Source organism: Marinobacterium sp. xm-m-383 (genome assembly GCF_013283255.1).
GTDB lineage: Bacteria > Pseudomonadota > Gammaproteobacteria > Pseudomonadales > Balneatricaceae > Marinobacterium_E.
The window spans coordinates 550,078-565,027 of sequence record NZ_WBYT01000001.1; the positions used below are offsets into that span (position 1 = coordinate 550,078).

14 protein-coding genes are annotated in these 14,950 nt (G+C 47.2%); 10 read left to right on the plus strand and 4 right to left on the minus strand.

Annotation, left to right across the window (positions count from 1 at the left end; genetic code table 11):
- The first annotated feature begins 57 nt into the window (after window positions 1-57).
- Window positions 58-687 carry a pseudouridine synthase gene (locus XMM383_RS02600; RefSeq protein WP_173494477.1) on the plus strand — a complete coding sequence of 210 codons (630 nt, stop codon included), beginning with the start codon at window positions 58-60 and terminating at the stop codon, window positions 685-687.
- On the opposite strand, the gene XMM383_RS02605 is transcribed toward XMM383_RS02600, so the two are convergent.
- Window positions 647-1,105, minus strand: coding sequence for a molybdenum cofactor biosynthesis protein MoaE (locus XMM383_RS02605; protein ID WP_173483679.1), 459 nt, complete (start codon window positions 1,103-1,105; stop codon window positions 647-649). The two genes, XMM383_RS02600 and XMM383_RS02605, sit on opposite strands and share 41 nt — an antisense overlap.
- A gap of 86 nt (window positions 1,106-1,191) precedes the next feature.
- On the opposite strand from XMM383_RS02605, the gene XMM383_RS02610 reads away from it, so the two are divergent.
- The 5 genes from XMM383_RS02610 (at window position 1,192) to XMM383_RS02630 (ending at window position 5,922) form a co-directional block, all read left to right on the plus strand.
- Entirely contained in the window at window positions 1,192-1,662 is a 471-nt protein-coding gene (locus tag XMM383_RS02610; RefSeq protein WP_173481044.1) for an NUDIX hydrolase, read from the plus strand.
- A 4-nt stretch (window positions 1,663-1,666) separates the two neighbouring features.
- Entirely contained in the window at window positions 1,667-2,788 is a 1,122-nt protein-coding gene (gene mnmA, locus XMM383_RS02615; protein ID WP_173481045.1) for a tRNA 2-thiouridine(34) synthase MnmA, read from the plus strand.
- Window positions 2,789-3,463: a high frequency lysogenization protein HflD gene (hflD, locus tag XMM383_RS02620; RefSeq protein ID WP_173494478.1), complete on the plus strand. Its 675-nt coding sequence runs from the start codon at window positions 2,789-2,791 to the stop codon at window positions 3,461-3,463.
- A gap of 296 nt (window positions 3,464-3,759) precedes the next feature.
- Window positions 3,760-5,124 carry an adenylosuccinate lyase gene (gene purB / locus XMM383_RS02625; protein ID WP_173489209.1) on the plus strand — a complete coding sequence of 455 codons (1,365 nt, stop codon included), beginning with the start codon at window positions 3,760-3,762 and terminating at the stop codon, window positions 5,122-5,124.
- A 69-nt stretch (window positions 5,125-5,193) separates the two neighbouring features.
- The gene (locus XMM383_RS02630; protein ID WP_173484018.1) at window positions 5,194-5,922 is read left to right on the plus strand and encodes an RNA methyltransferase; all 729 of its coding nucleotides are present in this window, start codon (window positions 5,194-5,196) and stop codon (window positions 5,920-5,922) included.
- A gap of 189 nt (window positions 5,923-6,111) precedes the next feature.
- Here the strand turns inward: XMM383_RS02630 and XMM383_RS02635 are convergent, their stop codons facing one another.
- The 3 genes from XMM383_RS02635 to XMM383_RS02645 are packed head-to-tail and all read right to left on the minus strand — an operon-like array spanning window position 6,112 to window position 8,040.
- Window positions 6,112-6,534 (minus strand): heme-binding protein, encoded by a 423-nt coding sequence (locus XMM383_RS02635; protein WP_173481049.1) that lies wholly within the window; start codon window positions 6,532-6,534, stop codon window positions 6,112-6,114.
- 16 nt (window positions 6,535-6,550) lie between these two features.
- On the minus strand, window positions 6,551-7,534 hold the full coding sequence (locus XMM383_RS11850) for a VTT domain-containing protein (protein ID WP_173481050.1): 984 nt from the start codon (window positions 7,532-7,534) through the stop codon (window positions 6,551-6,553).
- A complete protein-coding gene (locus XMM383_RS02645; protein ID WP_371731437.1) occupies window positions 7,531-8,040 on the minus strand; it encodes a GNAT family N-acetyltransferase in 510 nt (169 codons plus the stop codon). Before XMM383_RS02645 ends, XMM383_RS11850 begins: the two co-directional genes overlap by 4 nt.
- A gap of 294 nt (window positions 8,041-8,334) precedes the next feature.
- On the opposite strand from XMM383_RS02645, the gene XMM383_RS02650 reads away from it, so the two are divergent.
- From XMM383_RS02650 to XMM383_RS11855, 4 genes are all read left to right on the plus strand, one after another.
- Window positions 8,335-9,465: a cupin domain-containing protein gene (locus XMM383_RS02650; RefSeq protein ID WP_173489208.1), complete on the plus strand. Its 1,131-nt coding sequence runs from the start codon at window positions 8,335-8,337 to the stop codon at window positions 9,463-9,465.
- A gap of 451 nt (window positions 9,466-9,916) precedes the next feature.
- Window positions 9,917-11,521 (plus strand): isocitrate lyase, encoded by a 1,605-nt coding sequence (locus tag XMM383_RS02655; protein WP_173483676.1) that lies wholly within the window; start codon window positions 9,917-9,919, stop codon window positions 11,519-11,521.
- A 227-nt stretch (window positions 11,522-11,748) separates the two neighbouring features.
- Window positions 11,749-12,000, plus strand: coding sequence for a hypothetical protein (locus tag XMM383_RS02660; RefSeq protein ID WP_173494479.1), 252 nt, complete (start codon window positions 11,749-11,751; stop codon window positions 11,998-12,000).
- A 72-nt stretch (window positions 12,001-12,072) separates the two neighbouring features.
- Window positions 12,073-14,949: a hybrid sensor histidine kinase/response regulator gene (locus XMM383_RS11855; protein ID WP_173494480.1), complete on the plus strand. Its 2,877-nt coding sequence runs from the start codon at window positions 12,073-12,075 to the stop codon at window positions 14,947-14,949.
- Window position 14,950: the final 1 nt, after the last annotated feature.

The following is a 14,950-nucleotide window of genomic DNA, read 5'->3' on the forward strand; positions in this document are numbered from 1 at the left end:
TGGGGCTGGCAGACTTATCGCGTACACTGCGCGATACGTTTTGAGTACTCCTACCCTATGTCTACCCTCTATCTACTGAACAAACCCTTTAATGTCCTACCCACCTTTACCGATGATCAGGGTAGAGACACGCTTGCACAGTTCATTGATATCCCCAAAATCTACGCCGCAGGCCGTTTAGATTACGATTCCGAAGGACTACTGGTCTTAACCAGTGACGGCGAACTGCAGCACCGGCTCGCACATCCTAAGTTCAAACTCCCCAAAACCTACTGGGTTCAAGTAGAGGGCAGTATCACTGAACAGGCTTTGGATCAGCTAAGACAAGGGGTAGAGTTAAAAGATGGCTTAACCCGCCCCGCCAAAGCAAACATCATCCAGATCGATGAACCCTGGCCAAGAACACCACCGATTCGTGAGCGCAAAAACATACCAACCAGCTGGATTGAGCTGGTCATCAGTGAAGGGAAAAACCGCCAAGTCAGACGAATGACGGCGGCCCTCGGATTTCCAACCTTACGTTTGATTCGCTATGCCGTGGGTGAGTGGACAATCGATGATTTAGCACCAGGCGAGTGGCGAAAGTTGGACGTTAACCTAGCACCACTGCCTAAAAAGAGAACTCAACCTGCGAATAACAGGCGGACTAGCGGTCGCCCCAGCTCTTCGCGGCCTCGACGTCGCTAGCTTTCTGCTCGACCCAAACCGATCCTTTATCACTCACCTCACGCTTCCAAAACGGCGCGTCACGTTTTAGATAATCCATAATAAAGCTGGCCGCTTCAAATGCAGCATTGCGATGCGCCGAACTCACAGCCACTTGCACAACCTCTTCGGACAGCCCCATAGGACCGACTCGGTGCACAATATAGATACGTTTTAGCGGCCAACGTTCTCGTGCTTGAGTCGCTATATTGGCTAAGGCCTTTTCAGTCATGCCTGGGTAGTGCTCTAGCTCCATGAACTCTAAATCGGCATCCGGCAATTCACGCACCATGCCTGTGAATGAGACCAGTGCCCCCACCCCTTCTGGTGACTCTTTCAACCAAGTCAAACCATCTGAACTGTCAATCGGTTGCGTAACGACTTCAATGCGATCTTGCATTCTGACCTCAAAATTAAGAAACACCGCCTAGAAACGGCTTAAAATCTGATATGATAATCAGCTATTTTATTGCAGATAGTTAAACGATGCACGACTCCAAACCAAACCGCTGGTTTCCACATGCGACCGTCGCAACAATTGTTGAGAAAGAGAATCGCTTTTTACTGGTAGAAGAGATCATCAACGGCGATCAAAAGGTGCTTAACCAGCCAGCTGGCCATGTTGAAAATGGAGAAACTCTGTTTCAAGCAGCACTGCGTGAAACCGAAGAGGAGACCGCATGGAGCGTTGAACTGGATGCCCTACTGGGACTCTATGTCTACCGCGTGCCTGAATTAGATCTCACCTTCCATAGGGTGACTTTTATCGCGAATGCGCTGTCGCATAACCCTGAACAGGCATTGGATGAGGGGATTCTCCAAGCGGTCTGGATGACGCGCGATGAGGTAGCAGAGAACAAGCACCGTTTACGCAGCCACCTGGTACTGGACTGCATCGATGACTATTTGGCAGGCAAACGCTACCCACTTAATTTAATACACGATCAATTAGACTGACTTCATGAGCACAAAATCGATCACCGAGACAAAAGTTATTGTCGGCATGTCTGGCGGCGTGGACTCCTCTGTCTCTGCATACCTTTTAAAAGAACAGGGCTACCAAGTTGAAGGTCTGTTCATGAAAAACTGGGAAGAGGACGACGGTACTGAGTACTGTACCGCTCTTGAGGATCTTGCCGATGCACAAGCAGTGTGCGACAAACTTGAGATCAAGCTTCATACGGCTAACTTTGCTGCAGAGTATTGGGACAACGTCTTCGAACACTTTTTAGAAGAGTACAAAGCGGGTCGCACCCCCAACCCAGATATCCTCTGCAACCGTGAAATCAAATTCAAAGCCTTTCTTGAGTATGCCCAACTACTGGGTGCCGACATGATCGCAACCGGTCACTACACACGTCGTCGCCTGCAGGGTGAGAAGGGCGAGCTGTTAAAAGGTCTAGATCCCAACAAGGATCAGAGCTATTTCTTACACCAGGTGGGCCACCAAGAGCTGGCCATGACGCTATTCCCTGTTGGTGAGTTGGAGAAACCTAAGGTTCGTGAGATTGCAGAACAGCTCGATTTAATTACCGCCAAAAAGAAGGACAGCACGGGTATCTGTTTCATCGGTGAACGTCGCTTTACCGATTTCTTAAAACAGTACATCCCCGCTCAACCAGGCAATATCGTCACACCCACTGGGGATGTCATCGGAAAACACCAGGGCTTGATGTACTACACCCTTGGGCAGCGTCAGGGCCTCGGCATTGGCGGCCTGGCCAACTACTCCGAAGATCCATGGTTCGTGGCGGGTAAAGACTTGAACGCTAATGAACTGATCGCAGTGCAAGGCATCGATAATGAGCTGCTCTACAGTGATTGGCTCTATGCGTCCGAGATTTTTTGGATCAACGGTGAAGAGCCTCAGCTACCGATGAGTTGCACCGCAAAAGTCCGTTACCGACAAGCGGATCAAGCCTGCCGCATCGAAAAGCATGAAAAGGGCTACAAGGTCTATTTCGACCAACCTCAACGAGCAGTTACACCGGGACAATCACTAGTTCTCTATCAAGGCGATCTCTGCTTAGGCGGCGGTGTCATTGAACAGAGTTCACGAGATCTGACTTGGGGGGATAGATAGATGTCGAGGGCAAAACAGGAGCAGGCGATCGCAATGGCTGCCATCTTTCAAGCAGCCCACCTCGTCGATCAGATTGCGCGCCAAGGGAGCTGTTCAAGCAGCAGTTTCGAAGTCTCTATCGCGTCACTGTTCGAGATGAACCCAGCTACGACTGAGGATATCTTCGGCGGCCGGCAGCAACTTAAAATCAATCTTAATGACGGCTTTAATTCAATACAGCAAATTATTGATAAAAAAGAGAATGCTTACTCACCAATGGTGATGCGCTACGCACTAAGCCTGATCACATTGGAGCGCAAACTGGCCAAGAACAGCGACTACCTGAATACCATTTCAGAGCGTCTGGATGAGCTTGCAAAAAAAGCGGACTACTTCTGGCTGAACAATCACCGTGATGACGAACCGACCGATGCCAGTCGATTTACTCACAGTTCAGTACTAGCTGGTATTGACGCTCTCTATCAAGAGACGATCAGCAACTTTAATTTCAGAATTCAGGTACAGGGTGACCCACGCAATCTGCAGAACAATGAAAATGCAGCCCGCATACGCGCCCTTCTACTGGCAGGCATTCGAGCGGCTATTCTTTGGAGACAGGTTGGCGGCCAACGCTGGCATCTGATCTTCTTTAGATCGCGCGTCGGTGACGCTCTTCAAGAGCTGAAGCGGAATTAATTAAGGATCGTTGCGAGGTTCTTTTGCGGTTTCAGCTTCGCTGAATTCGCTACTACAATTGTGCTTCGTAGAAATATAGTACGGAACTCGGATGTGGGAGCGAATTAGCGCGAAGTTGCGGTGACTGGCTTTTAGCCTGTCATCCACTGACGGGCTTCCAATGGAGGCGCTGGAAATTGCTGATAGAGCGGATGACAGGCTAAAGCCTGTCACCACAACCTTAGACACTCCCCAACCTCTGCTTTTTTCTATATAATCTCGACCCTTAAATTCACGCTATTCAAGAGACCCCATTCATGGAACTCACTGCTCTAACAGCCGTATCGCCCGTTGATGGCCGCTACGGAAGCAAAACCTCTGCCCTTCGTACTATTTTTAGCGAATTCGGATTGATCCGCTTCCGTGTTGAAGTTGAGATCCGTTGGTTGCAGCAATTAGCTTCACATCCGCAGATCACTGAAGTCCCTGCATTAAGCAGCGAAGCCAATGCACTGTTAGATACACTGGTTGCAGAATTCTCTTTAGAACAGGCTGAGCGCATCAAAGAGATCGAGCGCACCACCAACCACGATGTAAAAGCGGTTGAGTATTTCATTAAAGAGCAGATCTCTGGCAATGCCGAACTCAACGCGATCAGCGAATTTGTTCACTTCGCTTGTACCAGCGAAGATATTAACAACCTGTCTCACGCACTGATGCTGAAAAACGGCGTCGCCGTAATGCGCACAGAGATGGAAGCGATTGAACAGGCCATTGCAAAGATCGGACAAGATTTTGCCACTCAGCCAATGCTATCGCGCACCCACGGCCAGACAGCTTCACCATCGACCTTAGGTAAAGAGATGGCTAACGTAGCTTACCGTCTGCGTCGTCAAATCAAGCAGCTAGACAGCATCGAGTACCTTGGCAAGATTAACGGTGCCGTTGGTAACTACAATGCCCACCTAAGCGCATACCCAGAGATCGACTGGGAAGCGAATGCCAAGAGCTTTATTGAAGGTCTAGGATTGAACTTCAACCCCTACACGACGCAGATTGAACCTCACGACTACATTGCTGAGTTGTTCGACCTAGTCTGTCGTTACAACACCATCCTGATCGACTTTGATCGTGACGTTTGGGGCTACATCGCCTGGGGTTACTTCAAGCAGAAAACGATTGCTGGCGAAGTGGGTTCATCAACCATGCCACATAAAGTTAACCCAATTGATTTTGAAAACTCAGAGGGCAACTTGGGCATCGCGAACGCAGTAATGGGCCACCTGACCATGAAACTGCCAATCTCTCGCTGGCAGCGCGATCTAACAGACTCAACCGTACTGCGTAACCTAGGTGTCGGGTTTGGCCACAGTCTGATTGCCTATGCATCGACACTGAAAGGCATTAGCAAACTTGAAGTGAACGCGGCACGCCTAGATGAAGATCTAGACAACAGCTGGGAAGTGCTAGCTGAGCCTATTCAGACAGTGATGCGCCGTTATGCGATTGAAGAGCCGTATGAGAAGCTAAAAGCACTGACTCGCGGTAAAGGGATGACTAAAGAGGTGATGCTCGATTTCATCGAAACACTTGAGATCCCAGAGTCCGCTAAAGCAGAGCTTCGCACACTGACACCGGGTACTTACGTCGGTAATGCAGCAGAACAAGCGTCTCGCATCTAATCGATGAAGCGCTGAATAAAACGCTCCTTATGGGGCGTTTTTATTGTTTAACACAACAGATCACCCATCATGCTGAACAACATTCGAATTGTTTTAGTCGAGACCTTCCACCCTGGAAACATTGGAGCGGCGGCTCGCGCACTGAAGAACATGGGACTGGGCCAACTCTGGCTAGTCAACCCTCGTGAGTTTCCAAGTGAAGAGGCCACTTCGCGTGCCGCTGGCGCTAAAGATTTATTGGAGAGTGCGAAGGTGGTTGCAACCCTCGAAGAGGCGATTGCAGACTGTCAGCTGGTGGTCGGCACCAGTGCTCGTGAAAGAACCTTCGACCTCCCCTTGCAAGACTTAGAGAGCGCTGCACAACAGATTCATACTGAATCACACTCCGGCGAAGTCGCGATCATCTTTGGGCGCGAGACCATGGGTTTAAACAATAAAGAGATGCTGATGTGTAATCGACACCTGTTTATTGATGCCAACCCAGACTACCCGGTTTTGAATGTTTCACAGGCGATTCAACTGGTTTGCTATGAGTTACGCCGTGCCAGTCGCCTAGCACCTGAAAAAGTTGAAGAGGCACCCTACCCGCGCCAACATGAGATGGTTCTATTCTTTGAACACCTAGAGCGCGTGCTACGTCGAGTCAGCTTTATCATCCCTCAACACGAAGGACGCGTATTGGATAAACTGAAACGCTACTTCAATCGCACCCGTCCAGAGAAAACCGAGATGGGTATGTTACGAGGCATTCTCAACGCCGTCGAAGAGACCCTGGATCGCGAAAACAAGGGAAGCTAACGCGCGAAACCGGACATCGCCTCATCTTCGATAAGGCTCCAACAACAATCCATCGAACGCATTCTCGATCGCAAATGGCCGAACCCCCGTAGGAGCGATCTCGCAGAGGTCGCGAAACCGGACATCGCCTCATCTTCGATAAGGCTCCAACAACAATCTATTGAACTCGTCTTCCCTTTCACACACGCATTAAGGCTTTTCCAAAAACGCCTCTAAACCCGCAGCAGCAACCGCATGATCCTCTGGCGCTTTAGCACCTGCTACCCCTAGCCCCCCGATGGTTTCATCGCCCAGCTTAACGGGTAGACCACCAGCGATCAGAGAGACTTTAGGATTTTGCGCTAGCCCCTGCATCACCAATGGACGCTCACCCACAATCTCCTGCCACTTAGCGGTTGGCCAGCCATAGCTCGCAGCGGTGTAAGCTTTACGCTCCGCAAACTCCAAAGAGGCATCCGGCGCCTTAGGGTTTCTGAGTACCACTAAAGGCAGACCTGAGCGATCGACGACAACCACATTCATGGCGAACCCTTGAGTATCCGCTTCAGCTTGAACGGTTTTAGCCAATTCAAGTGCCGCTTCCATTGTTAAAGAACGAACCGATTCAAACATAGCTTCCCTGGTTACCTCATACCACTCTATGACTTTGCTTGTGGTACTGATCAAAGAGCACAATGATCAGTAACAGCCCCAACAAACTTAAACTCAGGTATCCCAAGAAGCTACCTGCCATTGCAAGATTATCCCCAACGAAATACCCAAAACCAAAATAGATTAACAACCAACCAAGCCGACCTATTAGACAGTTTAGCCAGTATTTTGTTCGACCTAATGAAGAGGCACCTGCCATCAGGCTGACAACTGCACTGATGTGCGCCACCAAAGATCTCGACAGTATTAGTGTCAAAGAGCCCCAACGGTGAAAAAGATGCTCTACCCTGTGACGACTCTTCTTATTGAAACCAAATTTTGCGCCGTGCTTATCGAACCAAGCGGTATCCATTCGTCGACCCAACTCAAACAACAGAACATCACCTAAAAACGCTGCAACCACTATCCCAACAGCCGCAAAAAAAGCATCGAACAGACCTGAGAAGGCCATTAGCCCCACTATTCCGGTCATTGGACCCGCTGGTACAGGCAAACCTAAAGCACCAAGTAATACAACCGCTAGCACGATAGGAAGACCATAAAGAGCCAACCCCTCATACAAGAGCTCATTGAGCGACGCTGACCAAGAGCCATCATCACTCTGCTGCAAATCACCTGACTGGGGAACTAAAGACTGAACCTTAGCAATCAGAGTCAGTTCACTCATACCTCGACTCTCCGCAATCGATTTTAACGTTGAGCTCTTCTCTGGCAACGGCGCACCTAGCACCCCTACCAATCCCTCTAATGAAACCTGATAATGGTCAATTAAATCACTCAGTGTATCTTTAGCACGGATATCTGCAGCGGTCTCAGAACCCAACAACCTCGCATTGTTAAGCACCGTATAGGTTTTATAACTCTTATTCACATTGAACAGAGTAAATGCCGTCAATATTATGAAAACAACCAAAAAGCTCTTTTTAGAGAGCTTGGGGAGGATGATAAGAGGGATTTTCACGACAGTTTTTTCTGCCAAAAGAGGGCTTCACCCCCTAGTTCACCAAGATCGTAGCCTTTATAGCCCAACCGTTTGTAAGCAGACTGAGCAACGCCATTCTCCTCTAATACTTCCAAGGTAATTTTGCAGCAGTTCAACTCCTTAGCCACCGCTTCGATAGCAGCAAAGAGTGCATCGACAACACCCTTACCTCTCGCTTGGGGTGCCACATAAACGTCGTGAATATTGATCAATGGAGCGGCATTAAAGGTGCTAAAGCCCATAAAGGCATTAAGCAGCCCCACTGGCTGATCATTCACATAGGCAATAAAGCTATTTGCACCGTCTACCTCAGCTAATTTAGCAGGAAGAGCCTGCTTCACTTCATCACTAAGCGGAGTGTCACCCCCCAAGGGATCCAATGCATAGGCATTTAATAGAGTGACAAGATCTTTACCCTGTTGCGGGTCTAGGTAATCGACTCGTGTAATCTGTAATTCATTCATCACTGAATAATAGTAGCTCACCCAGGATCGGTCTATCTAATTCATCTATTGGTGACTGGCCTTCAGCCTGTCATCCGCAGTTAGGTTGTTGGAGCGATCTCGAAGAGGTCGCGATTAATTTTCGTATGCATCTAGCTAGTAGCGACGGTGACTGGCCTTCAGCCTGTCATCCGCAGTTAGAATTTAATACCTATCTGGAAAACACCGATAAAGCAGATGACAGGCTGAAGCCAGTCACTGGAATTCTTAACAAAGTAGATATCACCCACCGGCCCTTTAATTTAAAATGAAGCCATCATTTTTAAAGGATTGGCTATGTACACAATTAACTGGGGTGATTTAACGGTTGAGACGTTTCTGCGTGACTATTGGCAACAGAAACCACTGTTAATTCGCAATGCATTTCCCGACCTTGAACCCGTTGTCAGCTCTGATGAATTGGCAGGCTTATCCCTCGAAGAGGAAGTCGAATCGAGACTGATTCAATTCAAACCGGACAGCTCAGAATACCAGTTGGAATGTGGTCCTCTAAATGAGGAGACCTTCGCACATCTTCCAGAATCGCACTGGACGCTTCTAGTGCAAGCCGTAGACCACTACTCCCCCGAAGCAAAAGCATTGCTAGATGCCTTCAACTTTGTCCCTAACTGGCGCATCGATGATCTGATGATCAGCTATGCAACGCCGGGTGGTGGTGTTGGACCACACTATGACAACTACGATGTCTTTTTAATTCAGGCTAAAGGGACACGTCGCTGGGAGTTGGGTGCTATCGAATCCAGCCAATCACCCCGTTTACCGGATGCGCCGGTTATGATTCTGAGTGAATTCCAATGCCTAGAGAGCTTTGATCTGGAGCCGGGCGATATGCTCTACCTCCCTCCACAAGTCGCTCATAACGGCATAGCAACCAGTGAAGATTGCGTCACCTACTCTGCAGGATTCAGAGCACCATCCGATGCCGAGATACTGCGAACCGTATCAGACAGCATCGGTGAAGCCCTGACTAGCGAACACCGGTTTAGTGATCCTAAACGAACTCTTTGCCAATCGCCGGGGGAGATCGATCAAGCGTCCATCACTCAAATCGAACAGCGCCTAAAAGCACTTTTATCCAATCGGGAACAGCTTGAAAGCGCTTTAGGGTCCTTGTTTTCAGAACCTAAGTATCCTGATCAAACTGAACAGCTTGACCCAGAGGATTACGATGATTGGATACTGGGCGCCACCGAGGACGGTATCGAGCTTCTTCCAAACAACCGCCTGCTCTATTCTGATGGTGAACAGTTCAAACTCTTCTGTAACGGCGTTCAGCTAGAGGTCGATGACGCAGAGATAGAACTTGCTAAACAGCTAGCCAATCAAGGTTACCTATCAGCTAATCAGTACAAGATTGGCGAGTCATCGCTCATCAAACAGCTCTTTACTCAGGGAGCCATTCAGTAGGTAATCGTGCCTTCACATTAAACCAGCGGTTCGCCAAAGGACAGCTTATGTCGCTTTTATACTATTTTCCACCTACAACTTCTTGCCATGCACCAAAGGTCTTATAGAAGAAATTGGTATATAAAAAGAGTATTTAATCGCTGTAAAAACAGACAATTTACGACCATTTACTATTAAACTTAAGTCGCTAAACCATAGTCTATATTAAAGTAAGTTATTGTTTTATATAAATTAAAACAAATATCACCACATTGACTGCTTGTAGTTTAACTACAAGAAATACGACCACCCCCTAACTGACACCCTCCATTCTATGCTGCTATGCACAAAAGCACTTTGACAGCAGGTGCAGCAATCCTCATGATGTCGCCATCGGTCAGGTTTGATTTTTTTGAACCGACAGAGATTTAACACATTCGGGTGCACAGGTACCCATTATTGAGGATGAGATATGTCTACATACAAACAAGAGATTGAAGCTCAACAAGCGACTTGTAACCAGTACGGCGGCACTTGGTCAGCAATCAATGCTGAATCTGCTGCACGCATGAAACTTCAGAACCGTTTCCACTCGGGTCTAGATATCGCTAAATACACTGCAGCGATCATGCGCAAAGATATGGCTGATTACGATGCTGATACATCTAAATACACTCAGTCTCTAGGTTGCTGGCACGGTTTCATCGGTCAACAGAAACTAATCTCTATCAAGAAGCACTTCGGTTCTACTGACAAGCGCTACCTATACCTATCTGGTTGGATGGTTGCAGCTCTTCGTTCAGAGTTCGGCCCACTTCCTGACCAATCAATGCACGAGAAAACGTCTGTGCCAATGCTTATCGAAGAGCTTTACACCTTCCTTAAGCAAGCGGATGCGTGGGAACTTAACCACCTTTACCGTGAGCTAGACGCTGCACGTGACGCTGGCAACAACACTAAAGAGCAAGAGATCATCGCTAAGATCGATAGCTTCGAGACTCACATCGTTCCAATCATTGCTGATATCGATGCTGGTTTCGGTAACGCTGAAGCAACTTACCTGCTAGCTAAGAAAATGATCGAAGCCGGTGCATGTTGTATCCAGCTAGAGAACCAGGTTTCTGATGAGAAACAGTGTGGTCACCAGGACGGTAAAGTTACTGTACCTCACTCTGACTTCCTAGCTAAGATCAACGCTGTACGTTACGCATTCCTTGAACTTGGCGTAGATGACGGTGTAATCGTTGCACGTACTGACTCTCTAGGTGCTGGCCTAACTAAGCAGATCGCTGTGACTAACGAGCCAGGCGACCTAGGTGACCTTTACAACAGCTTCCTAGATGGCGACGTAATCAACGGTCCTGAAGACATCAACAACGGTGATGTAGTCGTTAAAGCGAACGGCCAACTAATGAAGCCTAAGCGTCTTCAGTCTGGCCTATTCCAGTTCAAAGCGGGTTCAGGCGAAGACCGTGTTGTTCTTGACTGTATCACGTCACTACAAAACGGTGCTGACCTTCTATGGATCGAAACTGAAAAACCACACGTTCAGCAGATCGCTGGCATGGTTAACCGCATCCGTGAAGTGATTCCAAATGCGAAACTTGTTTACAACAACTCACCTTCGTTCAACTGGACTCTAAACTTCCGTCAGCAAGTGTTTGATGCTTGGACTGCTGAAGGTAAAGATGTTTCAGCCTACGATCGCGCTAAACTAATGAGTGCTGATTACGATGAAACAGATCTAGGTAAAGAAGCGGACGCTAAAATCCAGAGCTTCCAGGCTGATGCATCACGTGAAGCGGGTATTTTCCACCACCTCATCACGCTACCGACTTACCACACGGCTGCTCTATCAACTGATAACCTAGCGAAAGGTTACTTCGGTGACGAAGGCATGCTTGCATACGCAGGCGGCGTTCAGCGTAAAGAGATCCGTCAGGGTATCGCGACTGTTAAGCACCAGGACATGGCTGGTTCTAACATCGGCGACGACCACAAAGAGTACTTCGCAGGTGATGCGGCTCTTAAAGCAGGCGGTAAAGACAACACAATGAACCAGTTCGCTAACGTTTAATCGTTAGACACTGCTCACAAAAAACGCGCCTTCGGGCGCGTTTTTTTTCTTATAAAAACCTAGATAAGACCAAATTGGTATAAATTCAGAGGGCCTCACTTCTTAAAATCCAACTATAATGAGTTTATAACAAACCGAAAAAGCCGAAGAGACACAGATTAGATGGCACAAAATTTGCTAAGAATAGTGTTCTTATTAACGCTTAATTACTCATAAGTATGCAGTCTATGAATTCACATCTAAGCAATCTGTTACGCCACCCAATCTACTCACTGGCTTTAGCGTTATTCGTCGGATTGGCCAGTGCTGGTTTGACCCCCAAACTTTTCTTCGACGCTTCTCATCGTGTTACTTGGTTCGATATTGGACTGTTTTCACCCCTGGTGCTTGTCGCGGCCTCGGCAATAGCGTCTAAAAGCCTAATCCTGCGTAATCGCCAAATTGGGCTCTACCTTTTGGGGTATCTCCCACTCCTTTAGCATCTGACAGCTGAATCACTAGAGCAAACACTTATCAAAGGGGTCATTGTTGCCATTGTGGTTACCGTCGTTGTGCACACTAGCACCCCCATTTTTGATGACTGGAAGAGAGAGAGCCGAAGCAGGCGTTTACTGGGTGTGCTTTCGGTTATCATCGGATCGCTTTTCATAGCTTATCTTGATGGCAAACTGAGTTACATTAGTTTTGCTGAACAGTTCTTTCCGGCCTTTATCGCGATCTTAAGTGCCCGAATCTTCATCACTTGGCTAAACGTCGAAAAAACAGAGAGAGAGCCATTTCACATCACTCATCTCACTCCGGTTGCACTGCTCATTGGACAATTTCTGTTTGTAAACCTAGCACCCGACGCGTTTTTGAGGCCGGGCATTGTCATATCCCTTGCCCTACTCGCTGCTGCTATCACTCTACCCTACAGGTTATTCTGTCTCTTTTTGCCAATTGCCTTGCTACTGAACGCTGTAGAGTTTTCTATCAGTCCTTATACCCAAGCAATCGTAACCGATCGTGTTCTGCTTACATTGGCCGTGGTTACACTCGTTAGCAGCTTAATCGCAGTTAACATTCAACAGCTAAGGCAGTCTAAACAGAGACTTCTCCAAAACAGTTCTCTATTAGAGCAAGCCGTTAACCGCTTCGAGAAAGTATCCGCTGTTACAGAGATCGCTCTTTTCGAGCAGATGGATGCGCAAGGTTCTTTATGGAGTAACCAACAACTAAACAATTTGTTGGGCATTGATCAACAGACCAATCTTTCATTGCAGGCTCTTTTAGACAAGATATCAATTAACGACCAACCGGCACGACTTGAAGATCTAACACCTCTAGATAACCAACCCTACAGAGCAATTGTCAGCATTAATGGCAACTCAGTGACTGCCAAAAAAGTATTACTTACTGCGAATGTCGATCAACAAGGTTTTCTATTTGGTTCACTGATTGATCAAACTGATACGCTTGAACGTGGACTGATAGCTCTAAAGGCTAAGCGTCAAGCAGAGCAATTTGAGAAGATCAGTACAGCATTAATGCAGACATTGGAACAGGCGGCTGAAAAGTCAGGTTTCGATCTGGCCACAGTGCACCAAGAGTCAGAGACTATCCACTTCGCTTTCAAGGGTCATAGCGTTAATTTTCCCTCTACCGATTTTGCAGTTCATCAATTAGTAGAGAGAGTAAAACCATCGCACAAAGAGGCAATTAACTATCTCTTACAGGGCAAAATTGACAGCTGCGAAATTCCATTAAACCTTTCGAAAACTGAAACCATTTGGTGGAAAATCGACCGTATTGGCGTTGACCCTGAGAACAATGACAACCTGTTTATTCAAGATATAAGCTTGGAGAAACGAAACCAAGATAGAGTTTTGAAGTCTCGATCTGATGCAGAACTGGCCATTCGAAAACTCAACATCACGACAGATACATCGGGCATTGGTCTCTTTGAGATAGACCCAATCAATGAAAAAGTGCGTCCATCTGCAACCTTGCGAGAGATACTAGATTTACCGGTTAGTGAATTTATCTCTATTAAGGGATTTTTAGGCCTCTTCGACGAAGAAAATGATAGTGAATTTAAATCGACACTTTTGAATTTGTATACCTTCAAAGGACCTAAACATTTTAACGTCACAATAGATAGTCAAAATGGTAAACGCTATTTTGATATTACAATGACCAGTCAGGGGTTATTGTCGGTTGACCGGCAAATCCTTGGTAGCATAATTGAAACAACAGATCGACAGAGGCTCATAGAGGAGTCAAAAGAACTCTTGCACCAGGCAAACCTATCGTTTGTTCAACTTCAGGAGCGCTTTGAGAGTGAAAAACGGCTATTTGGCATTATTGCACATGAGATTAGAACACCCGTCTCAGCAATAAAAATGATGCTTGAAGATGATAGCGACCACAGCCTAGAGATCAATCAGAGTGTAAACCATCTATTGAATCTAATAGATGATCTTCGAAATGTTGTTAAACCTGAACAGCAAACTGCAAGACAGAGAAAAACCGGTCGCATTTCACAAACTTTGCTAGAAGTGTGTAACTCAATGCAAATCTCAGCCAAAGAGGCTCAAATTGATCTAGTTGTGTCAGAGTTGGACTGGGAAGACCCTGAAACCTATTTTGACACGACCTCGCTTAAGCAGATGCTGATCAACTTTTTGCGCAACGCTTTTATTCATAGCGAGGCTAGCCAGGTTTCTGTTGATCTCTACAGACCGACGATCGACACCAACATCGTCAACTACACCATTAAAATAAGTGATAACGGACAGGGGATTCCGAAGGAGTATCAAGCCAATATATTTAATGCCTACTATCGCGGTGACTCAAAAGCGGATGGCAGCGGTATTGGCCTGTATCTCTGTAGGCAAATTGCCCATGAATTGGGCGGCACTATCCAATACGAAGATACCCCTGGTGGTGGCGCTACCTTCTTGATCAATCTAGCCGTGGATCTTATCTCAACGGACTCTGGCACTAGCGAGCTCGATTCACAGAAAACTTCAGAACCAAAAGAATCAACACAATCGACTAAGGCTTTGGACCTTACCAATAAGCGCGTTCTGGTCGCTGAAGACAATCTAATGATTCGCACGCTTACCAAAAAAATGATTGAGGGTCTTGGAGCCGAGGTGGTTGCCCAGGAAGATGGTCAGTTAGCTCTCGCTGCGGCTAAAGAGGGCGACTTTGACCTAGTAGTGACGGATATTTTCATGCCAAACCTCGATGGATATGGCTTAGTGTCAGCGCTTCGTGAGATCGGTTTTTCCGGACCTATTGTCGGCGTGTCAGCCGCCACAATCGGTGAAGAACGTGATCGATTAATAGAAGCCGGCGCTTCTGCGGCACTGGCAAAACCTATCTCTGTAGAAAAATTGACGGAAGCATTACAATCCATAGATCAACAAAACCAGAGTCTATGAT